Source organism: Jiangella gansuensis DSM 44835 (genome assembly GCF_000515395.1).
GTDB lineage: Bacteria > Actinomycetota > Actinomycetes > Jiangellales > Jiangellaceae > Jiangella > Jiangella gansuensis.
Genome location: NZ_KI911782.1, coordinates 3,517,900 through 3,539,731 on the forward strand (window position 1 = coordinate 3,517,900; position 21,832 = coordinate 3,539,731).

At 71.4% G+C, this 21,832-nt stretch carries 17 protein-coding genes and 1 pseudogene; 6 read left to right on the forward strand and 12 right to left on the reverse strand.

Annotated features, from left to right (window positions below):
- Position 1 precedes the first annotated feature (1 nt).
- The 7 genes from JIAGA_RS0116710 to JIAGA_RS0116740 form a co-directional block, all read right to left on the reverse strand.
- Positions 2–892, reverse strand: coding sequence for a carbohydrate ABC transporter permease (locus JIAGA_RS0116710; RefSeq protein ID WP_026876554.1), 891 nt, complete (start codon positions 890–892; stop codon positions 2–4).
- A complete protein-coding gene (locus JIAGA_RS30325) occupies positions 889–1,860 on the reverse strand; it encodes a carbohydrate ABC transporter permease (RefSeq protein WP_035812625.1) in 972 nt (323 codons plus the stop codon). Before JIAGA_RS30325 ends, JIAGA_RS0116710 begins: the two co-directional genes overlap by 4 nt.
- Entirely contained in the window at positions 1,857–3,158 is a 1,302-nt protein-coding gene (locus JIAGA_RS30330; protein WP_084469737.1) for an ABC transporter substrate-binding protein, read from the reverse strand. Before JIAGA_RS30330 ends, JIAGA_RS30325 begins: the two co-directional genes overlap by 4 nt.
- A gap of 65 nt (positions 3,159–3,223) precedes the next feature.
- On the reverse strand, positions 3,224–5,272 hold the full coding sequence (locus tag JIAGA_RS0116725) for a beta-galactosidase (protein WP_084469738.1): 2,049 nt from the start codon (positions 5,270–5,272) through the stop codon (positions 3,224–3,226).
- Positions 5,273–5,354: 82 nt separating this feature from the next.
- Complete coding sequence (locus tag JIAGA_RS30335) at positions 5,355–6,386, reverse strand: LacI family DNA-binding transcriptional regulator (RefSeq protein ID WP_051426188.1); 1,032 nt, start codon at positions 6,384–6,386, stop codon at positions 5,355–5,357.
- 113 nt (positions 6,387–6,499) lie between these two features.
- Positions 6,500–7,783 carry an RNA polymerase sigma factor gene (locus tag JIAGA_RS0116735; protein ID WP_026876556.1) on the reverse strand — a complete coding sequence of 428 codons (1,284 nt, stop codon included), beginning with the start codon at positions 7,781–7,783 and terminating at the stop codon, positions 6,500–6,502.
- Between the two features lie 15 nt (positions 7,784–7,798).
- Positions 7,799–8,218: a YciI family protein gene (locus JIAGA_RS0116740; protein ID WP_026876557.1), complete on the reverse strand. Its 420-nt coding sequence runs from the start codon at positions 8,216–8,218 to the stop codon at positions 7,799–7,801.
- A gap of 167 nt (positions 8,219–8,385) precedes the next feature.
- Here JIAGA_RS0116740 and JIAGA_RS0116745 point away from each other — a divergent pair, with 167 nt between their 5' ends.
- Complete coding sequence (locus JIAGA_RS0116745) at positions 8,386–8,964, forward strand: GNAT family N-acetyltransferase (protein WP_026876558.1); 579 nt, start codon at positions 8,386–8,388, stop codon at positions 8,962–8,964.
- Positions 8,965–8,994: 30 nt separating this feature from the next.
- On the opposite strand, the gene JIAGA_RS0116750 is transcribed toward JIAGA_RS0116745, so the two are convergent.
- Positions 8,995–9,339, reverse strand: coding sequence for an ArsR/SmtB family transcription factor (locus JIAGA_RS0116750; RefSeq protein ID WP_026876559.1), 345 nt, complete (start codon positions 9,337–9,339; stop codon positions 8,995–8,997).
- Positions 9,340–9,413: 74 nt separating this feature from the next.
- On the opposite strand from JIAGA_RS0116750, the pseudogene JIAGA_RS36160 reads away from it, so the two are divergent.
- Both JIAGA_RS36160 and JIAGA_RS35965 read left to right on the forward strand, forming a co-directional pair.
- Positions 9,414–9,929, forward strand: a pseudogene (locus JIAGA_RS36160) (SDR family NAD(P)-dependent oxidoreductase); the annotation flags it as partial.
- A gap of 68 nt (positions 9,930–9,997) precedes the next feature.
- A complete protein-coding gene (locus JIAGA_RS35965) occupies positions 9,998–10,219 on the forward strand; it encodes an SDR family oxidoreductase (protein WP_026876561.1) in 222 nt (73 codons plus the stop codon).
- 6 nt (positions 10,220–10,225) lie between these two features.
- On the opposite strand, the gene JIAGA_RS30345 is transcribed toward JIAGA_RS35965, so the two are convergent.
- The 3 genes from JIAGA_RS30345 to JIAGA_RS0116775 all read right to left on the reverse strand — a co-directional run bounded on the left by JIAGA_RS30345 (position 10,226) and on the right by JIAGA_RS0116775 (position 13,592).
- Entirely contained in the window at positions 10,226–11,206 is a 981-nt protein-coding gene (locus JIAGA_RS30345) for an aldo/keto reductase (protein ID WP_051426676.1), read from the reverse strand.
- 84 nt (positions 11,207–11,290) lie between these two features.
- A complete protein-coding gene (locus tag JIAGA_RS30350; RefSeq protein WP_051426189.1) occupies positions 11,291–12,358 on the reverse strand; it encodes a winged helix DNA-binding domain-containing protein in 1,068 nt (355 codons plus the stop codon).
- A 1-nt stretch (position 12,359) separates the two neighbouring features.
- Positions 12,360–13,592: an epoxide hydrolase family protein gene (locus JIAGA_RS0116775; RefSeq protein WP_026876562.1), complete on the reverse strand. Its 1,233-nt coding sequence runs from the start codon at positions 13,590–13,592 to the stop codon at positions 12,360–12,362.
- A gap of 62 nt (positions 13,593–13,654) precedes the next feature.
- Here JIAGA_RS0116775 and JIAGA_RS30355 point away from each other — a divergent pair, with 62 nt between their 5' ends.
- Positions 13,655–14,641: a helix-turn-helix transcriptional regulator gene (locus JIAGA_RS30355; RefSeq protein WP_035812627.1), complete on the forward strand. Its 987-nt coding sequence runs from the start codon at positions 13,655–13,657 to the stop codon at positions 14,639–14,641.
- Between the two features lie 69 nt (positions 14,642–14,710).
- The gene (locus JIAGA_RS0116785; protein WP_026876563.1) at positions 14,711–16,678 is read left to right on the forward strand and encodes a hypothetical protein; all 1,968 of its coding nucleotides are present in this window, start codon (positions 14,711–14,713) and stop codon (positions 16,676–16,678) included.
- Positions 16,679–16,722: 44 nt separating this feature from the next.
- On the opposite strand, the gene JIAGA_RS0116790 is transcribed toward JIAGA_RS0116785, so the two are convergent.
- Positions 16,723–19,539 carry an FAD-binding and (Fe-S)-binding domain-containing protein gene (locus tag JIAGA_RS0116790; RefSeq protein ID WP_026876564.1) on the reverse strand — a complete coding sequence of 939 codons (2,817 nt, stop codon included), beginning with the start codon at positions 19,537–19,539 and terminating at the stop codon, positions 16,723–16,725.
- Positions 19,540–19,699: 160 nt separating this feature from the next.
- On the opposite strand from JIAGA_RS0116790, the gene JIAGA_RS0116795 reads away from it, so the two are divergent.
- The gene (locus JIAGA_RS0116795; RefSeq protein WP_026876565.1) at positions 19,700–21,814 is read left to right on the forward strand and encodes a glycoside hydrolase family 32 protein; all 2,115 of its coding nucleotides are present in this window, start codon (positions 19,700–19,702) and stop codon (positions 21,812–21,814) included.
- Positions 21,815–21,832 lie beyond the last annotated feature (18 nt).

Genomic DNA, 21,832 nt, shown 5'->3' on the forward strand with positions numbered 1-21,832 from the left:
CTCAGAGCTTCAATCCGCCGGCGGCCAGGCCCGAGCGCCAGTAGCGCTGCAACGACACGAAGACGACGATGATCGGGACGATCGAGACCAGCGCGCCGACGATCACCAGCGTCTGCAGGCCGGGAATCGTGATGGCGGCCTGGCTCCAGCCCGACAGCCCCACGGTGACCGGCTGCAGCCGCTGGTCGCTGAGCACCAGCAGCGGCAGCATGAAGTTGTTCCAGCTGCCGATGAAGGCGAACAACAGGATCGTCACCGCGCCGGGGCTGAGCAGCTTGAGCGCGATGGAGAAGAACGCCCGCCATTCGCTGGCGCCGTCCATCCGGGCCGCCTCCAGCAACTCCATGGGGACACTGGCGTTGGCATAGATGAAGCCCAGCATCACGCCGAACGGGTAGACCAGGCTCGGCAGCAGCACACCGAGCATGGTGTTGCTGAGCCCGATCTCGACCAGCAGGGTGTACGTCGGCTGGGCCAGCACGGTCTGCGGAACGAGCATGCTGCCGACGACGGCGGCCAGGACGATCCGGCGGCCGCGGAACCGGTACATCGCCAGCGCGTAGCCGGAGATGACGCTGATGAAGGTCATCAGCACGCTGCCGAGGCCGGAGTAGACGAGCGAGTTGAGCATCCACCGCCAGAAGATGCCGCCGTCGCGCTGGCTCAGATCGACGAGGTTCTGCCACAGGTTGAACTCGGCGAACCAGAACCCGGGCGTGGAGAAAAGGTCGCTGGTGGACTTCGTCGAGGCCACGATCAGCCAGTAGACCGGCGCCAGGAAGTACAGTCCGACGGCGGTCATGAAGAGCCAGGCCAGGAGGCGTGCCCGCCGGCTGGGCCGGGTCGTGGAGGTCGTGGAGGTCGTCGAGGTCGTGGAGGTCGCGGTCGTCATCGCGTGGCCCCTCTCCTGCGGTTCGACGCGACCGAGACGACGATCGACAGCCCGAACGTCACCAGGCCGAGGAGGATCGCCATCGCCGAGCCGAGGTTGATGTTCCCGCCCAGCGTGGTGGCCGTGAAGACGGACATGTTCGGGGTGTAGTCGCCGGTGACGTTCGACGTGATCGAGCGCAGCGTCATCGGCTCGTTGAACAGCTGCAGCGTCCCGATGATCGAGAAGAGCGTCGTCAGGAACACCGCCGGGAGCACCATCGGCAGCTTGATCTGCAAGGCCATCCGCAGCTCGCCGGCGCCGTCCAGGCGGGCCGCTTCGTACATGTCACGGGGGATGCTCTGCAACGCGGCGAAGATGATGATCATGTTGACGCCGGTGACCGACCAGATCGACACGTTGGCGATCGACCAGAGCACCGTGCCGGGCGCGAGGAAGTCCGCGTTCACCCCCAGCCACTGCAGGAATTCCACGATCGGGCTCACCCGCGGCTGGTACAGGAAGCCCCAGAGCAGCGTGGCCACGACCGCCGGGACGGCGTACGGGATGAAGACGCTCAGCTGGAAGAAGCGCTTCCACCGCACCACGGCGGAGTCGAACAGCAGCGCGAGCGCGATCGACAGCGCCAGCATGACCGGGACCTGGACGACGCCGAACAGCAGGACCCGCGCGAAGCTGGCGACGAACCCGCTGTCCGACAGCGCCCGGACGTAGTTGTCGAACCCGACGAACACGCTCTCGTTCGCGTTGCCGAACCCGAGCCCGCTGCGCTCGACCGTGAAGAAGCTGGTGTACAGCGCGGTCACGATCGGAGCGACGAGGAAGACCAGGAACAGCGACACGAACGGTGCCAGGAACACGTACGGCGCCCAGCGGATCCCACCGCCGCGGCGAGGGCCGCGCACCCCGCCGCCGCGCTCGACGCGGCGGCGGGACGCGGCTGGGGGCGCGGAGATGCCGGCGCTCATTCGCTGACGCTCAGTCCCATGCCGGTGAGGTCCGCGACGGTCCGGCGCTCCAGGTCCGCCAGGGCCTGGGCGAACGTCTTCTGGCCGTTCGCCACTTGCGCGAACTCGTCCTTGAGGGCGCTCTGGGTGAGCTCGAAAGTCGGGCCGTCGACCCAGGTGGCGGGCACGTCGAGCGCCGCGTCGGCGAAGACCTCGTTGATGACCTGGCCGCCGAAGAACGGCTCCTCGCTCATCAGCGCCTCGTGCTCCAGCCCGGCCACCGCGGACGGGAAGATGCCGCCGTTGATCAGGTGCTCCAGGCCGTCCTCGCTGGTGTTCAGCCACTCGATGAAGGCAGCGGCCTGCTCGACGTGTTCGGTGCCGGCCGGGATGACGTTTACGCTGCCGCCGGTGTCGCCGGCCGAGCTCTCCCCCTCGAACGTGGGGCTCGGCGCGACCGCCCAGTTGCCCGCGGTGGCGCCGGCGCTCTCCTCCAGCAGCGCCGGGAACCACGCCGCGTAGTTGACCGTCGCGATGGTGCCGTCGTTGATCGCGGCCCAGTACTCGGGGGTCCACATCTCGACGGTGGTGACCAGCCCCTCGTCGAGCAGGGTCTGCCACACCTCGGCCACTTCGAGGCTCTCCTCGTCGGCGACGTTCACCGTCCAGGCGTCGCCGTCGATGCCGTTCCAGCTGCCGCCGTTCTGCCAGACGCTCTGGATCCAGAAGCCGGTCTCGTTGGGGGAGAACTGGGCGATCGTGAGGTTCGGGTCGGCGGCCTTGAGCGCCCGGCCGGCCTCGATGAACTCCGTCCACGTGGTGGGGACCTCGACGCCGTGCTGCGCGAAGATGTCCGTGCGGTACATCAGGCCGGTCGGGCCGGAGTCCTGCGGAATCGCGTACAGCGCGCCGTCGAAGACGACGGAGCCCCACGAGCTGGACGTGAAACGGTCCTCCCAGTCGCCGGCGATGTCCGTCAGCTCGGTGAGGCGGTTGTTGACGATGTGCCCCGGGATCGAGTGCACCGACATCTGGACGACGTCGGGCGCGGTGCCGGCGTCGATCGCTGCCGGGATCTTGTCGCCGTCGTCACCGGTCATCCGGAAGAACTCCACCTGGATGTCCGGGTTCTCCTCGTTCCACTGGGCCACAGCCTCCTCCAGGCCCGGGACCCAGCCCCAGAACTCGATGGTGACGGGGCTGTCATCCGCCGCCGTGCCGGCGTCGTCGTCCCCACCACCGCAGGCGGTCAGCAACAGCACCGAACCCGTCGCCACGGCGAGCGCGGTCGTGAGCCTGCTCTTCATCTTCCGTGCCATCGTCGGCACTCCTTTCTGGTGCTCCACCCGCGGGGTGGCTCTGGGCGGGGCGGTCGCCCGCTCGGTCAGTTGGTGGTGGTGTTCTCCCGGACCACGACGGCGTCACCCGCCGCGACGTCGACCGGGCCGTCGAGCTCGCGCCCGGTCAGCACGTCCGTGCCGGCGAGGACGGGCGAGAGCGTCTCGGACGTGTGGTTGAGGACGAACAGGTAGTCGCGGTCGCCGGCGCGGCGGCGGACGATCTCCAGGCCGCCCCCGGCCGCTTCGTGCGCCCGGGTCACGCCGGCCTCGGTCCGGATACGGTCGAGATGGCGTTCCAGCGCGTCGTCGGCCAGCCGGGTCGAGAGATAGTGGGCGACGCCCGCGCCGCGCCGGTGCCGGGTGATGGCCGGCGACCCGGCCGGGATCACCGGATGCGCGTCGGAGCCGTAGCCGGCGACCGTTTCCGCGCCGGCGAGGTGGACCAGCTCGCTCCAGGCGCCGGCCGTGCTGCCGTCGTCCAGCGCGACGGCCTCGTCCGCGGCAAGGGGGACGTGCTCCTCGACCCGCAGCCCCAGAGTGGGCGCGAACGCTCCTGAGTAGCCGCCCGGGCGCACCCGCAGGTGTTCGTCGGTGCTGCCGGCGAAGTGCCAGACCACGAGGTGCCCGCCGGCGCGCACGAAGGCGTCGAAGCTGCCGGCCTGCTCGTCGCTGACCGCCAGCATGCTCGGCACGAGGACGAGGTCGTAGCGGGCGAGGTCGCCGTCCGGGTCGACGACGTCGGCGTTGACCCCGAGGTTCCACAGCGCGGTGTGTGCGCGCCGGACGGCGTCGAGGAAGCCGGTGTCCGACGACGGCAACGCCCGTGTCTCCGCCGCCCACCACGCATCGGGCTGCCAGACGATGGCCACCCGGTGGTCGTTGACCGGCCCCCGGGAGGGCGGTTCGGCGAGCTCGGCCAGCCGCCCGAGCTCCGCGCCGAGCTCGGTGACCTCCTGGAAGATCCGGGTGTCCGGGCCGGCGTGCGGCACCATCGCGGAGTGGAAGAACTCCGCGCCTACCCGCGGGGAACGCCACTGGAAGAACAGCGACCCGGTCGCGCCGCGGGCCAGGTACTGCAGCGTGTTGCGGCGCATCCGGCCCGGTTCCTTCGCGTACATCCGGCCGCCGGCGTAGTCGTAGACGAGTGTGGTGGCCTGCTCCATGAGCAGCCACGGCCGGCCGGCGTTGAAGCTGCGGGCGAGGTCGGCGCCGAAGGCGACGTGCGTCTCGCCGGCGGGGCCGCGGTTGTCGAGGTAGTGGTCGATCGAGACCTGGTCGATGCGCCGGGCGAAGGCCCACTGGTCATAGTGGTTCCAGGTGGGCAGCATGAAGTTGGTGGTGACGGGGACGTCCGGGGTCACCTCGCGCAGGATCGCGACCTGGTCGTCCAGGCACCCGGTCAGAAGGTCGGCGCTGAACCGCTTGAAGTCGAGCACGTGTGCCGGATTCGGCAGGTACTGGGTGGCCTGCGGTGCGAAGATCTCCTCCCACCGGCCGTACCGCTGCGACCAGAAGGCGGTGTTCCACGTCCGGTTCAGCGTGTCGAGGTCGCCGTAGCGCTCGGCGAGCCAGCCCCGGAACGCCTCGTCGGTCACCGGGCCGTAGGACACGGTGCCGTACTCGTTGTGGACGTGCCACATGGCCAGCGCGGGGTGCGCGGCGTACCGCTCGGCCAGCGCACGCGTGATGCGCCGGGCCGCGGCGCGGTACGCGGGCGCGGCGGGGTTGTAGGTGTCGCGGCTGCCGTGCATCAGCCGGACGCCGGCCGCGGTGACCGGCAGCGCCTCGGGATGCGCGAGGGAGAACCACGGTGGGGGCGAGGCCGTCGGCGTCGCGAGGACGACCTTGACGTCGTTCTGGTGCAGCAGGTCCATGACCCGGTCCAGCCAGCCGAAGTCGTGGACGCCCTCGGCCGGTTCGAGCATCGACCACGAGAAGACGCCGACGGTGGCGGTGTCGACCCCGGCCGCCCGCATCAACCGGACGTCCTCGTGCCAGACCTCCTCCGGCCACTGCTCGGGGTTGTAGTCGCCGCCGTAGGCGAGCCGGCCCGTCCACCGGGCCAGGCGCCGGCCGCTGAGCTCATCGGGCACGGCGGGCCTCCCGGGCCGGTGGAAATCGAAGCGTTTCGATCATGGGCGTGCGTCTCTCTGCGGTCGTGGCGGGCAAAGGGGTCTACCGGGCGGCCGGTTCGGCGTCGACAAGTGGCCGGCCGACGGAACCGTGGGCGAGGTACGTCGGATCGAGCAGCTCGACCACCGGGTCCAGCGGCCCGTCCATGGCGGACATCAACAGGTCGACGGCGCGGTCGCAGGACTCGGCCGGGACGAGCGGGATGACGTCGAGCGGGGGCTGGAACGTCGAGGTGTCGAAGGTCGAGGCGGCGGAGATGACCGAGAGGTCCGCCGGGATGCGGATGTCCCGCGTCTCGAGGTGCTCCAGGACCGCCAGCTGGATGGATTCGGCGCACTGCATCACGAGGCCGGTGGGGCGCGGGGCGGCGCCGAGCACGGTGTCGACCACCGCGCGCAGCTCCACCGCGTTGCGCGACGACTCGGCGAAGGTGCAGGCGATGCCGCGCTCGGCGGCTCGTGCGGTGAACGCGTCCCGGAACCGGCGCGGGAAGTTGGAGCCGCGCTCGTAGATGCCGTGCGGATCGCCGAGGAGCACGATCGACGTGTGGCCCGCGTCGCCGAGACGGTCGACGGCGAGCCTGGCCGCGGCCTCGAAGTCGAGGTCGACGCAGACGAGGCCGGCGGTGTCGCCCGGGACACCGACCAGCACGGCCGGGATGCTGAGGTCGCGCACGAGGCCGACGCGCCGGTCGTCGACGGCGACGTCGAGCACGATGATGCCGTCGACCAGCTTCGTCGACGTCACCCGGCTCAGCCCGCCGGTGGCCTCTTCCTCGGTGAGCAGGACGACGTCGTAGTCGAAGCGGCGTGCGGCCGTGACGACGGCCAGGACGAACGCCATGTGCGCCGGCGTGGACGTCTCCGCGTGCAGCGGAGCGGTGAGGGCGAGCAGCTGCGTCCTGCGCCCGGCGAGCATCCGTGCCCCGGCATTCGGCTGGTAGCCGAGTTCGCGGGCCGCCGCCGCGATGCGCTGCCGGGTGTCCTCGGCGACGGGACGCTTGCCGCTCAGTGCGTACGACACGGTGCTGATCGAGACGCCGGCCGCTCGGGCCACGTCGTGGATCGATGCCATGTCGGACTCCGTCGTCGAACAGTTCGGCGGGTTATCGAAGCGTTTCGCTAAATCGTGGGAGCAACGTACGTGAAATCCCGATGACACGCAATACCAGGGCGTGCGGCGGAGAATCAGCCCAGGTCGGCGAGCTTGCGCCGCAGGAGCGCACGGTCCTTGTCGTTGCCGCACAGGTCGAGGGCGGCCGTCAGGTCGGCGCGCGCCTCGCTGTGGCGCCCGAGCCGGACGAGCAACTCGCCGCGGACGCTCGGCAGCAGATGCGACGACGCCAGCGCCCCGTCCGCCACCAGGTCGTCCACGATGCGCAGCGCGGCGGCCGGTCCCTGGGCCATCGCGACCGCCACCGCCCGGTTGAGGTCCACCACCGGCGACGCGGCGAGCCGGCCCAGCGCCTCGTAGAGCAGCACGATGCGCTCCCAGTTCGTCGCGTCGACGGACGGCGCGACGGCATGGCACTCGGCGATCGCGGCCTGCAGCCCGTAGGCGCCCAGCCCGCGGCCCAGCTTCTCCGCCCGGGCCAGGGCGGCTCGCCCGCGGCGGATGGCGGCGCGATCCCACCGCCGCCGGTCCTGGTCCTCCAGCAGGACGGGCTCGCCGTCCGGGCCGGTGCGGGCGGGGAAGCGGGCAGCGGTGAGCTCCAGCAGGGCCAGCAGGCCGTGCACCTCCGGTTCGTCCGGCATCAGCCGGGCCAACACGCGGGCCAGGCGCTGCGCCTCGCCCGCGAGGTCGACCCGGATCACGTCCGCGCCGGAGCTGGCCGAGGATCCTTCGGTGAAGATCAGGTAGACGACGCTGAGCACGGAGCTGAGCCGCGCGGCCCGCTCCTCGGCCGCCGGCACCGCGAACGGCACCCGGGCCGCCCCGAGCGTCTTCTTCGCCCGGGTGATCCGTGCCTGCGCGGTGGCGGTCGGGATCAGGAAGGCCCTCGCGATCTCGTCGCTGGTCAGACCACCGACGACGCGCAGCGTGAGCGCGACGCTCGACTCCCGCGACAGGACGGGATGGCAGGCCGTGAACATCAGCGCGAGCACGTCGTCGTCGATCTGGTCCGGGTCCCACAGCGGATCGTCGCCGCGGGCCGGGCCGGCCGGTGCGCCTCCGGCGGCGGCGCCGCCCTCGCCCAGCTCACGGGCGAAGACGGCGTACCGCTCGTCGAGGGCGGCGCGGCGGCGGAACGCGTCGATGGCGCGCCGCCGGCCGACGGTGAGCAACCACCCCGCCGGATTGCGGGGAACGCCGTCACGGGGCCAGGTCACGAGAGCCTCGGCCAGCGCCTCCTGGGCGAGGTCCTCCGCCAACGCGAAATCGCCGGTGTACCGCGCGAGCGCACCGACGATCCGCGCCGACTCGATCCGCCAGACCGCGGCGACGGCCTCACGGCCCGTGGGGTCGGCCATCGTCGGTCGTTCCGGTCAGAGCTGGCCGGTGGCTTCGCGCCACGCCCGCTCCTTCTGGACCCATTCGTTGTCCTGCGGGAACTCGTCGATCGTGGTGACCCGGCGGATCTCGGTCTTGAAGCCCGGCCCGGTGATCGGCGAACGCTTGGCCCACTCGATCGCCTCCTCCTTCGAGGCCACGTTGAGGATGTAGAACCCGCCGAACAGCTCCTTGGTCTCGCCGTACGGGCCGTCGGTCACCACGGGCGGCTCGGAGGAGTAGTCGACCACCACGCCCTCGGAGGCGTCGTCGAGACCTTCCGCGGCGACCAGCACGCCGGCGCGGATCATCTCGTCGTTGAACTTGCCGATGGTCTCGAGCATCTCGGTGAAGTCGACGTTCGCCATCCCGGCGAAGGCCTCGTCGTTGGCGCGCATGATGAGCATGTACTTCATGTGTGGATCTCCTTCGGTGTTCGGGGCCGTCTCTCGGACCCTCTCACCCCAAGGTCGAACGGTGGCCCGCGCGGATCGACATGCTCGCAGAATTCTTTTCCGCAAGGGCTGGACGCCGGGCAACGAGGCGTCCGGGCGGCGAACGGTGTTGGGATAGCGTGACGCCCGTGGGCACCCGATCGTCGTTCACCGCCGACGACCTCCGCTTCCGGCGGACCCGCCGGGGCGACCTCCCGCTCATCCAGCGCTGGCTGCGGATTCCGCACGTCGACCGCTACTGGTCGCACGACACCAGCGACGAGGCGATCGAGCGTGACTTCGCGGGCAGCTTCGAGGGGACCGAACCGTCCGAGGACTTCATCGTCGACGTGCGCGGCACTCCCGTCGGCTTCATCCAGCGCTGCCGCATCTTCGACTACGAGGCCGGTCACCGCGAACTCATAGAGCTGACGGAGGTGCCGGGGGACGCGCTGACCATCGACTACTTCATCGGCGATCCCGGCCTGCTCGGCCGCGGCCTGGGGACGCTGCTGATCCGGGAGTTCAGCCGGCGGTGCTGGCGCGACCACCCCGACGCGAGCGCGATCATCGTCCCGGTGGCCGTCGGCAACGTCGCCTCGTGGGCGGCGCTGCGCTCGGCCGGCTACGTCCACGTGACCACGGGATACCTGGAACCCGACAACCCGCTCGACGACGGCCGGCACCACGTGCACCGGCTCGACCGGCCGGCGGGACCGGTCAGGTGACGTCGCGGCGCAGCGAGCCGGCGGCCGCGATCACCGCCGCGTCGTGTCGTCGGCCAGCAGCGACGACATCCGTCCGACCCGGTCGCGCCAGGCCTGCTCGAGATGGTCCAGGGCCTGCCGGGCTCGGGCCAGCGCGACGGCGTCGGCGCGCACGAGCTGCTCGCGCCCGCGTCGCTCCTTCGTGACCAGGCCCGCCTTCTGCAGCACCGCGACGTGCTTCTGTACCGCGGCGAAGCTCATCGGGTACGCCTCGGCCAGCCGGGACACCGACGCCTCGCCCTGGCCGCAGCGGCGCAGGATGTCGCGGCGGGTGGCATCGGCCAGTGCGTGGAAGATCTGGTCCACGGCCTCGTCGGACAGCTCATCCACAACCATCAGGTTGTACATTAGACCTGCCAGGTACCGGGCGTAAAGGGCAGTGACGCCCAGGCGCCTGCCAGGATGAAGCCATGATCCAGAGCAACCAGCAGCACGTCGCCGTCGTCACCGGAGCGAACCAGGGAATCGGGGCCGCCACCGCTGTCGAGCTCGGCCGGCGCGGGGTGGCGGTGCTCGCGGCGTACTACCGGCCGGGCGACTCGGCCGGACAGCAGGAGGCTTACAACGAGGCCCGCCGCGGCGACGCCGCCGACGTGGTGGCCGCCATCGAGAGCGCCGGCGGCCGCGCACACGCCGTCGAGGCCGACCTCGCCGACCCGGCCAGCCCGGCCCGGCTGTTCGACTTCGCCGAGGAACACCTCGGCCCGGTCGACATCCTGGTCAACAACGCCAGCGGCTGGGTCCAGGACACCTTCAAGCCGGCCGACACCGACGGGTTCGGCCGGCCGATGCGCCCGGTCAGCGCGGAGACCTTCCAGCGTCAGTTCGCCGTCGACGCGATGGCGCCGGCGCTGCTCATCGCCGAGTTCTCGCGCCGGCACCTGGCCCGCGGCGGGAGCTGGGGCCGCATCGTCGGGCTCACCTCCGGCAGCCAGCACGGGTTCCCCACCGAGGTGTCCTACGGTGCGGCCAAGGCGGCGCAGGAGACTACACCATGTCCGCCTCGGCCGAGCTGGCGGCGTACGGCGTCACAGCCAACATCGTGTACCCGCCGGTCACCGACACCGGCTGGGTCACCGACGAGGTCCGCGCCGCCGTCGCCGCCAGTAACGACCACACCCACGTGGCCACGCCCGAGGAGGTCGCCGAGGTCATCGCGTGGGTCGTGTCGGAGGAGGCCAAGCTGCTGACCGGCAGCGTCGTGCGGCTGCGCTGACGCCGGTCAGGCCTGCGTGGAGGCGGCCACCTCGGCCGGGCCGGGACCCGCGGTCACGGCGTGGTCCAGCCGGGCCCGGTGCTCGGCGGGCAGCTCGAAGGCCGCAGCGTCCAGGGCGGAGTCGAGCTGGTGGAGTTTGCTGCCGCCGAGGATGGGCCGCACCGGGTGGTCGGCCCCCGCCAGCCACGACAGCACGACCTGGCCGCGCTGCATCCCCAGCTCCGCGGCCACCTCGGTGAGTACGGCCAGCCGGCGGGCGCGACCCGCGTGGTCGTAGGCGTCGGGGATCGGCTTGGCCGGGTTGTCGTACGCGCCCCCGATGAGCGGGCTGTACGCCCAGACCTCCAGCCCTTCCTCGGCGGCGTAGTCCAGCTGTTCGTCGCTGAGGACACCGAAGCGGTGATCGGTGACCCGGGTGTCCGGCCGCGGCCGCAGGTAGGTGTGGTTGAGCTGCAGCGCGTCCAGCGGCGTGGCGCCGGCGGTGATGGCTCGCCGCCGGGCCCGTTCCACCCGCCACGCCGGGTGGTTGGACGCGCCCACGCGCGCCACCCGGCCGGACGACGTCAGCTCCGCCAACGCGTCCACGGTCTCCTCGATCGGGGTCGCGCGATCCTCCATGTGCAGCCACAGCAGGTCTACGGAGTCCACGCCGAGCCGGCGCAGGCTGCCCTCGAAGGCCTCGTGGACGGCCGGCGCGGAGAGCCCCGTCCGCGAGGCGGGCCACTGACCCGCGACGCGCGGCTCGGCGCCGAGCTTGGTAGCGATCCGGACCCGTTCCCGGGCGCCGGGACGGGCGGCCAGCCAGCGGCCGAGCACCTCTTCGCTCTGCCCGCCGTAGCCGGTCTCGCTGTGCCAGAAGGCATAACAGTCGGCGGTGTCGATCCAGCTGCCGCCGCGCTCGACGAACCGGTCGAGCAGCGCGAAGGAGGTGGCCTCGTCGACGGTGGTGCCGAAGTTCATGGCGCCCAGGATCAGCGGTGTCGTCATGAGCACCGAGCTTTCCGCTTCGAGCGCGCGCGAAGTCAAGCCTTCGTCCCATGATCATCAAGGGTTGGCCCGGTCATAGCCGGGTCAAGTCTTGATGATCATGGGACGCAGCCGCGCCGAGTCGGGCTCCTGCATCGCACCAGGCTCCCGCGGGGCCCCGAGCTTCCGCGCCGGCCGGGTCGTCGGTCCGGTCACCGTCCACGTCGCCGCGACCATGCCGTCGACCAGCACCGTCGCCGCCACCCCGGCGCCCACGCAGACCTGCCGCCGGACCTCGTCGGTCATGATGCGGGTCCGGTCGGCGAAGGCCAGCAGTGGCGCGTCGAACTCCGGCAGCAGCCGCACCGGTGCCGGCGTGTCCAGATCCGGTAGCGGGGCGTCCGGCAGGTCGACCAGCGTCCGGCCGGACTCGTCCCGGACGGCGCGCAGGTGCGGCCGCAGCTCGTCGACCACCTCGCGCAGCCCGGCGATCCCCGACCACGCCCGCACGTCGGACTCTGACGCCGGCCCGAACGCGGCCAGGTAACGGCGCACCATCTCCCGGGCGGCGGCCCGGTCCGCGACCGGGTCGGGTGCCGTCCGGATCCCGGTCCACTCGGCAAGGGCGAACGGTGTCGCGCCGCGGACGTTCCAGGTGCCGCTCGGCGCCGGATGCACCAGCGGCAGCAGGTACTGCACCGTCCAGCCCAGCGCGCCCGGTTCCACGTCCGGGCGGCTGCGCGCGAGCTGCCGGCCCAGCTCCGGCCGGGTGAGGACCCGGCCGGCGGACAACAGATCGTGCGCCTCGGCGACCAGCGCCTCGAGATCGACGCCGCACGTGCGGGCGCCGAAGGCGTTGCGTTGCACACGCGCCAGCAGTGGGGCCAGCAGCGGCCGGATCAGGCGGAAATCCGGCACCGAGACCAGGTGCTGCGTGGCGCGCATCATGGTCGAGCGCACCACCGACCCGTCCTCGATCGCCATTGTCAGCTGGTCGAACCGGAAGCCCGCCAGCCGGCTCCACAGCGCCAGGTAGGGCAGGTTGGCCTCCTGTGCGTTGAGACCCAGCAGCCGCTCGACGGCCGTGACGACCGGGAGGTCGGCGCGTTCCAGAAGCAGCTGCCGGGCCAGTGTGGCGCGGTTCAGCGCGCGCCGGCTCAGCGCGCCGGCCACGTCAGCGCACCGTCCGGAAGAACGCGCGGACGTCGTCCACGAGCAAGGCCGGTTCCTCCTGCGAGAGGAAATGCCCGCCGCGGTCCAGCTCGGTCCAGCGAACGACGGTGTGGTCGCGTTCGGCCCACGGGCGGATGGTCACGTCGTGGGCGGACACCAGGACGGCGGTCGGCACCGTGCCGCGCTGCACCGCCCAGCCGCCGGCGTCCCCTCCGCCGCCGCTGTCGGAGCCGCCGTCGTCGCCCCAGCCGGAGCCGTCATCGTCGCCCCGGCCGGAGCCGTCGTTCCCCCACGCCGACATGGCCTCGTAGTACACCTGGGCCGCGGAGGCGGCGGTGCCGGTCAGCCAGTACAGCGAGACGTCGGTGAGCATGCGGTCGCGCTCGATGCTGTCCTCGGGCATCCCGTCCTCCGGCATGGTGAGCTCCTTGAACTTCTCCATGATCCAGGCGAGCTGGCCGGCGGGGGAGTCGTTCAGGCCGTATGCCACCGTCTGCGGGCGCTTGGAGTTGCACTGCAGGTAGCCGTCGTTGAAGTCCTGCATGCGCTGCCAGCGCCGGCGGTCGGCCTCGCTGAGGCCGTCGAACTCGCCGTCGGCACCGCTCGGGAACGCGATCATCGCGTTGAGGTGGATGCCGATGACGCGGTCCGGTGCCTGCGTGCCGATCTCCGGTCCGACCCACGAGCCGGTGTCGTAGCCCTGCACGCCGAAGCATCCGTATCCCAGCCGCGTCATCGCCTCCAGCAGCACCGTCGCCATCCGGGCCGGGCCCATCCCCGGGCCGGCCAGTGGGGTGGAGAACCCGAAGCCCGGCAGCGACGGGATGACCAGGTGAAACGCGTCGGCCGGGTCGCCGCCGTAGGTGCGCGGGTCCGACAGCGGGCCGATCACGTCGAGGAAATCCACCACCCCGCCGGGCCACCCGTGCAGCATCAGCAGCGGGGTGGCGTCCGGCTCGGGGGAACGCACGTGCATCAGGTGCAGGTTCTGTCCGTCGATCGTGGTCATGAACTGCGGGTACGCGTTCAGCTCGGCTTCGTGGGCACGCCAGTCATAACCGGTGCGCCAGTGCTCGGCGAGCTCGCGCAGGTAGTCCACCGGCACGCCGCGTGACCAGCCGACGCCGGGTAGCTCGTCCGGCCACCGGGTCGCAGCCAGCCGGGCGGCCAGGTCGTCGAGGTCGGCCTGCGGGATCTCGATGCGGAAGGGGCGGAGGTGCTCGGCACTCGTCATGAAATGAACGTAGAAGCCGCTTAGGACAGGTCAGGTCCTAAGCGCGTCCTAGGCTTGACCTCATGGTGGAGACCTCCGCTCGGCTGCTCCGGCTGCTGTCGCTGCTGCAGACTCACCGTGACTGGTCCGGCGCCGAGCTGGCCGAGCGGCTGGACGTCACCACCCGCACGGTCCGCCGCGACGTCGACCGGTTGCGCGACCTCGGCTATCCGGTGCACGCCGTGCGCGGGGTGGCCGGCTACCGGTTGGGCGCCGGTGCCTCGCTGCCCCCGCTGCTGCTCGACGACGGTGAGGCGGTCGCGGTGACCGTCGGGCTACGGACCGCCGCGGGCGGGTCCGTCGCCGGTATCGAAGAGGCGTCGCTGCGTGCGCTCACCAAGCTGGAGCAGGTGTTGCCGCCGCGGCTGCGCCACCGCGTCAACGCCCTGAACAGCGCGACCGTGCGGGCCGGTGGCGCGCCGGGGCCGGCCGTCGACCCGGACGTGCTGGTGGCCATCGCCGACGCCTGCCGCCGGCACGAGCGCCTGCGTTTCGACTACACCGACGCGCGCGGCGGCGACACCGTCCGGGCCGTGGAGCCGCACAGCCTGGTGAACTTCGGCCGGCACTGGTACCTGGTCGCCTGGGACACCGGCCGCGACGACTGGCGCAGCTTCCGGGTCGACCGGTTGCGCCCGAAGGTCCCGACCGGCCCGCGCTTCGCGCCGCGTCCGCCGCCCGACGGCGACGTCGTGGCCTACCTGTCGCACCAGCTGTCGGAGCGGACGTGGCCGTACCAGGCGACGGTCGTGCTGCACGAGCCCGCCGACGCTGTCGCCGACCGCGTGTGGCCCGGCATGGGCGTCCTCGAGGCCGTCGACGACACCAGCTGCCGCCTGCACCTCGGCGCTGACAGCACGTCCGCGCTGGTCTGGATGATCACATCGGTGGACGCCGACTTCACGCTGGTCACCGGCCCTCCCGGGCTGGCGGAGGCATTCCGGGCACAGGCCCGCCGCTGCCTCGACGCGGTCCCCGGCCCTGGAAACGACCAGGCGATCGTCTCTTGACGCGCGTCTCTCCGGCTAATTAGGGTCAGGCCCGTTATTTGGGCGGGCGCTAAGTCCTAGGAGGACGCGATGCCGTTGAGCCGAAGGTCGTTCCTGACGGGTACCGGGCTGGCGTTCGCCGCGGCTCACGCCGGGCTGATGCCGGGGTGGAACGAGGGCACCGCCGCGGCAGCCGACGGGCCGCTCACACCGACCCTCTACGGGCCGGCATCGCTGACCGCGGCGGTCCGCGGTGCGGCCGTCCTGGGCGACAGCGTGTACGTCGCTTCTCGCTTCAACACTCCCGACCAGAAGCTGCGCCTGGCCGCGTTCGATGTCGCGACCGGCGAGAACCGCACGGTCGACGACCTCGACATCCCCAGCAACGGCGGCAACAAGCTGGCAGCCGACGGCCGGTACGTCTACATCGGCCCGGCCGGCAGCGCGTACGTGTGGCGGTTCGACCCGCAGACCCGCGAGGTGGAGCCGTGGGTCGAGGCGGGGACGAGCACCACCTGGTACTACGAGATGGTGGTGGCCGGGCATCACCTGTACATCGGCACCTACCCCGACTGCACCGTCAAGCGGATCCACCTCGGCACGGGCGCGATCGAGACCTACGGGCGCATCTCGTCGTCGCTCTACGCCGTCGCCATCGCCGTCGACGACACCCACGTGATCGCCGGTTCCGCGGCACCCGGGACGCTCCTGCTCTGGCCGCGCGACGGCGGAACGCCCGTCGACCTGACGTCCCACCTGAGCAACTCACCCGTCGGCATCCTGGACCTGGCCGTCGCGGACGGCACGATCCACGTGGCCAGCGGACGCCAGGTGATCTCGTTCCGCAAGGACGGCTCAGAGCGAGTCTCCCGCGACATCCCAGCCGAGGACCGGTATGTCGACCAGATCACGGTGGACGCCGACGGGACGGTGTACGCGCTGTCCCGCCTCACCACCAACCTCTACGAGGTCACGCCGGCCGGCCTGACGAAGGTCGGCCAACCCGTCGGCGACGTCGAGAATCAACTGCTCTGGCCGATGAGCGACGGCAGCCTGCTCGGCGTCAGCGGCCTCGGTCATGTCTGGCGGACACGGCCCGGGGGCACCGCGGAAGTCTGGCAGACGGCCACCCGCGGTTTCGGCTACCCGGAGATCGTCCAGTCGATGATGCTCGACCGGCGCGGCCGGGTGTGGGTTGCCGGCCACTACGCGATGACCGTTCACGAGGCCCGTGCCCGCAGGTCGGCCAGGTTCGACGTCAACGGCGAGCCGAAGGCGATGGCCGAGGGCCGCGACGGCACCATCTACACCGGGCTGTATCCCAGCGCCCAGATCGTCGGCATCGACCCCGACACCTTCGAGATCACGCCACTCGGGACGCTGGGCAACGAGCAGCTGCGGACCAAGCGCATCCACGTCGACGTCGCCCACAACCAGCTCGTGGTCGCGTCCAGTCCGGCCACCACCAAGCACACCGGCGCGCTCACCTTCGTCGACCTCGCAACCGGCGACTTCGACGTGCATCGCGAGTACCTGCCGGAGCAGAGCGTGATGGACGTCGTCGTGTCGGGCACCACCGCGTACCTCGTCGGCGACACCTACGGTGAGGGCACCAGCGGGCCGGTGCGGGTCACCGGCCAGATCGCGGCGGTCGACATCGTCACGCGCGAGCTCCTCTGGCGCGACGAGCCCGTTCCGTGGGCGTCCTACGAGTCCGTCTACGTGACCGGCGACCTGCTCTACGCCGTCGGCCGACGTCCGCGCGGCGCGTGGTTCGCGTACGATCTGCGCACCCGCACCGTCGTCATGGAGGGCGACCTGGGCGGCTACGGCCAGCTCAACGGCGTGGACGGTCGCGTGTTCTCGTGGGTGCACTGGACCAACGACATCAGCGAGCTGCCCACGCAACCAGGCGGCGAGGTGCGGACCGTGTACGACGACGTGCCGCGGGGCTGGTACAACAACCCGCTGTTCAACTTCACCCGGAACGGATCGGGGACGTGGGGCATGCACGGTACCGATCTGGCCTTCTTCCCCCTGGGTCGGCCCGCCCGGTGATCATCAACGGTTGGCTGTGTCCTGGCACGCCCAACCGTTGATGATCAAGGGGAACGGGTGAGCAACTGGGCCAGATGCACGCCGCCGCGGCCGGCCAGGTCCTCGGCCTGAGTGCGGCACGAGAACCCGTCGGCCAGCAGGACCGCACCGTCGGGGGCCGAGCGCAGCGCCGGCAGCAGCCCGTTCTCGGCGACCGCGACGGAGACGTCGTAGTGGCCGGCGGTCATCCCGAAATCGCCGGCCAGGCCGCAGCAGCCGGCGACCGCGGTGACCTCGGCGCCGGCGCGCCGCAGCACCCGCAGGTCGGCGTCGTAGCCGGCGGTGGCGTGCTGGTGGCAGTGCGGCTGGGCGACGACGGCGACACCGCTGAGGTCCGGCGGCGTCCAGGGCGCAGGGCCGGCCGAGGCCGCGTCCAGCACCTCGGCCAGGGTGCGGGTCGCGGCTTCGACGGCGCGCGCCCGCGGGTCGTCGCCGAGCAGCTCGATCAGGTCGCTGCGCAGCACGGCTGTGCAGGACGGCTCGAGCCCGACGATCGGCGTGCCGGCGGCCGCGTGCGGCGCGAACGCGTCGAGCAGCCGGCGCAGCTTGGCCTTGGCCTGGTCGAGCTGGCCGGTGCTGATCCACGTCAGGCCGCAGCACACATCTCCCGCGGAGACGGTCACGGTGTAGCCGGCGTCGGTGAGCAGGCGCATGGCCGCGCGGGCGGCGTCGGGCGTGAAGGCGTCGCTGAACGAGTCGACCCACAGCAGCACCGGCCCGCGGTCACCGTCGCCGGCCGGCACCGCCGCGCGCCGTCGCCGCCACCACCGCCGGAACGGCTGGGCGGCGAACCGGGGCACGGCCCGACGCGGGTCCATGCCGCCCAGCCGCAGCAGTACCCGCCGCAGCGGACGGATCGCCAGCACCGCGTTGACCAGGCGCGGCGCCAGCCCGGCCAGCCGCGCCCACTGGGGTAGCCGGCCCAGCAGGTAGTGCGGCAGCGGCCGCAGCCGGCCGCGGTAGGTGCGGTAGAGCACCTCGGCCTTGTACGCCGCCATGTCGATGCCGGTCGGGCAGTCCGACCGGCAGGCCTTGCACGACAGGCACAGGTCCAAAGACTCGTGTACCTCGGCCGAGCCCCACCCGTCGTGCACCAGCGAGCCGTTCGCCAGTTCCTGCAGCACCCGGGCACGGCCGCGGGTGGAGTCCTTCTCGTCCTGCGTGGCCAGATACGACGGGCACATGACGCCGCCGGACGACGACAGGTCGGCGCGGCACTTGCCCACGCCGACGCAGCGGTGCACGGCGGTGGTGAGGTCACCGGAGTCGGCGGCGAACCGGAACCCGCCGGCGGCCGGGAGCGGCCGGGCGGCCGGCCGGCGCAGGTCGGTGTCCACGGCCGCCGGCCGGACGACGACGCCCGGATTGAGCACGTCGGCGGGGTCGAACAGGCCCTTGAACCGCTCGAACAGGCCGATGGCGGCGGGGGAGTACATGTGGGGGAGCAGTTCGCCGCGGGCACGGCCGTCGCCGTGCTCCCCGGACAGCGAGCCGCCGTGCGATGCGACCAGCATCGCGGCGTCGACGAGGAACGGGCGCAGCCGCTGCGGCGCGTCGGCCAGCGGCAGGTCGAGCCGGACATGCACGCAGCCGTCGCCGAAGTGCCCGTACAGCAGGCCGTCGATGCCGTGTTCGGCCAGCAGGGCGTCGAAGCCGCGCAGGTAGGCGCCGAGCCGTTCCGGTGGGACCGCGGCGTCCTCCCAGCCGGGCCAGGCTTGCTCACCGGAGGCGGTGCGCCCGGCCAGCCCGGCGCCGTCCTCGCGGATGCGCCACAGCGCGGCCGCGTCCGGGCCGGCTTCGAGGACCTCGCTGTCGACGGCGTCGGCATCGGCGACCAGGGCAGCCGCCGCGGCCCGTGCGCCCGCGGCGTCCTCGCCACCGACCTCCACCAGCAGCCAGCCGGCGCCGTCCGGTAGCGGCGGCACCCGGGCCGGGCCGTGGTGCCGGCGTACGACGTCGACGAGCCGCGCGTCCAGGCCCTCGACGGCCAGCGGCTGGTGCGTGAGCAGCGCCGGTGCGGCATCGGCGGCGGTCGCCATGTCGGGGTAGCCGAGCACGACGAGTGCGCGGGCCGGTGCGACCGGCACCAGCCGCACCCGGGCACCGAGCAGCGTCCCGCAGGTGCCCTCGGTGCCGGTGAGCGCCTTGGCCAGGTCGGCGCCGCGTTCGGGCAGCAGGTGCTCGAGCGAGTAGCCGGACATCTGACGGCCGAACCGGCCCAGTTCGGTGCGGATGACCGCCAGCTCGGAGTTCACCAGGCCGGCCAGCCCGGGCACGGGGTCCAGGCCGAGCCCGGCGGTGAAGCGCCGGCCGGTGCCGTCGAGCCAGTCGAGTTCGACGACGTTGTCGGCGGTCGTTCCGTACGCGACGGCGTGCGGGCCGCAGGCGTTGTTGCCGATCATGCCGCCGATGGTGCAGCGGGCGTGGGTGGAGGGGTCGGGGCCGAAACGCAGCCCGTATGGCGCAGACTGCGCCTGCAGCGACGCGAGCACCACGCCCGGCTCGACCAGGGCCGTGCCCGACTCCGGGTCGATCTCGAGCACGCGGTTCAGGTGCCGGGAGAAATCGACGACGACGCCCGGCCCGACCGCGTTGCCGGCCACGGAGGTGCCGCCGCCGCGCGCGGTCAACGCCACGCCGGCGGACCGGGCCACCTCCGCCACCGCGAGGACGTCGTCGACGTGCCGGGGGAACACCACCACGCGGGGCACGACGCGGTAGTTCGACGCGTCCGACGAGTACTCCGCGCGGCGGCGGCTGGACGCGTCGACGCCGCCCGGCGCAGCGGTCGCCAGAAGTCGAGTGAGTTCGTCAGCCGTCATGCGCGCTGGCTTCCGTGTCGATGTGCACGTCTTGAAGCTACAGAAAGCACTGGGAAGGCTCTTGACATGGAATGAAGTTCCATGAGTCTATCATCGCAGACTCTGCGGAATCGGGCGCGCTGCCGCCCCGTTTCGCTCCACTCCAGCCAAGGAGGCGTCCATGGGTAGTGCCAAGTTCTCCCGGCGAACGGGGCTGATCGGAGCGGCCGCGGGCGGGCTCTCCTTGACGGGCGGAGGAATCCTCGGTTCGGCATCTGCAACCGAGGTTCATTGGACTGACGACCTGGACGAGCTCACGCTCTTCGCCTTCGACCAGGTGTCGATCCCATCCGTGCAGAACCTCAAGCTTGAGATGCGCAACCCGGTCAAGCACCCGGACAACCCGGTGGTTCCGCGCGGCGAGGCCGGCAGCGTGGATTCCTGGGCGGTCCAGTTCTACGGCTCGGTCATCAAGGTCGGCGACAAGTACCGCATGTGGTATTGCGCGGTCAGCGCGGAGGAGCGCGAGGAGCACACCGGTAGCAGCACGTCCGCGCTGTGGCGAGTCGCCTACGCGGAGAGCACTGACGGCGTCAACTGGGTGAAGCCGAACCTCGGCCTGGTGGAGTTCCGTGGCAGCAAGAACAACAATCTCGTGCTCATGGACCCGCCGATCGGCGTGCTGAACGTCAAGGTCTTGCACGAGCCGGACGACCACCCCAGCCGGCGGTACAAGATGGGCTGCCACGTCTACTGGGACAACCGCGGCAACCGGCACGGCACGCTGGCTGTGTACGGCAGCCCCGACGGGCTGAACTGGACGTCGCTCACCGACATCGAGCCGATCAACGGTGAAATGGCGGTTGACGACTTGCTGATCCCGGCCCTGCATGCCGAGCCTGTCGGCGGCCTGTACAAGTGGAAGGGCACTTACCACTCCACCGGCCAGAACGGCAACCCCGCGGTGCGTCCGATCCACGGACGGGTCGGCCGGACGTGGGAGTCGGGTGACTTCGAGCAGTGGCAGCAGACCAGCACAATGACTTGGGTGCGGCATCAGCAGCACACGCTGCTCGGGCCTGGCCGCAGTCTCGAGGGTGAGCAACAGCACGAGGGCATCAGCGTGTGGAACCGGGGCAATGTCCTGCTCGGCGTGACCGGCCAGTGGCACGGCGACGCGAGCTGGCAGAACGTCACCATCGACCTCGGTTTCCTGGTCAGCAACGACGGCCTGCACTTCCGGGAGCCCGCAAACGAATGGACCTTCATCCCGCGCGGCCAGGACGGCACGCCAGAGGCGACCGTGGCCAACCCGTCGTTCGAGACTCTTGACGACGACGGCTGGCCGGTGTCGTGGACCCTCGATGCCAACCGGGCGCAGACCGCGGCGGCCAGCACCGAGCGCGCCCGGACCGGCACCACCAGCTTGCGAGTCGAGAACGTCGTCGGCACATCGGTCGGCGTGCGGACGCCCAAACTGCCGGCCGAGGAAGGCGTGGAGTACACGGCTAAGGTCTGGACGTTCACCGACAGCGGTACGCCAGCCCAGCTCTTCATGGAGTTCTTCGACGCATCCGGCAGGCGGTTGGCGAACCATTTCGTCCAGCCCGAAGCCTCGGACGACTGGCAAGAAGTGACCTTCGCCGCGACGGCGCCGGCTGGCACCGCGACTCTCAACGTGATGCTGTACGGCGCCACGGGGGCCGCGGGTGTCTCCTTCCACGACGACGTCAGCCTCAGCTGGCCCGGCTCGGGTGATGGCGTCGCCGAGTGGGACCGCGGCGGCCTCCTCCAGGGTCAGGGATTCGAGAACGTCGGCGACCAGACGCTCGTCTACTACGGCGCCTGGGACCCGCGCGTGAATATTCCCGGGGTCCCGCTGCCGCCACGGGGTGGCGTGGGCATCGCGGTGCTGCCGAAGGACCGGTTCGGCGACCTGACGGTCGACCTGCGGGCCGAGGGCGACGGCGCGTACCAGATCCCCGAGGTGACCAGCGAGTTCGTCACTGCGAGCGTCGTGCTGGGTCGGCGACACCGGTCGCCGAAGTTCTTCGTCAACGCCGAGGGTCTGGGCGCTCAGGCGAAGCTGCGGTTCGAGCTGCTTGAACACGACTACACGCCGATCCCCGGCTACTCGGGGGACAACGCGGCGGTTGTCGACATCGACGGCTTCCGGACGCCCATCGCGTGGGCCCGTAGCCGCGGGCGTCGACTGCCCGAGAAGATCAGGATCCGCGGCTACTTCGACGGTGAGCAGAACACCGACATCAAACTGAGCGCCATCTACATCGCCTGAGCATCGCCTGGGCCCGGG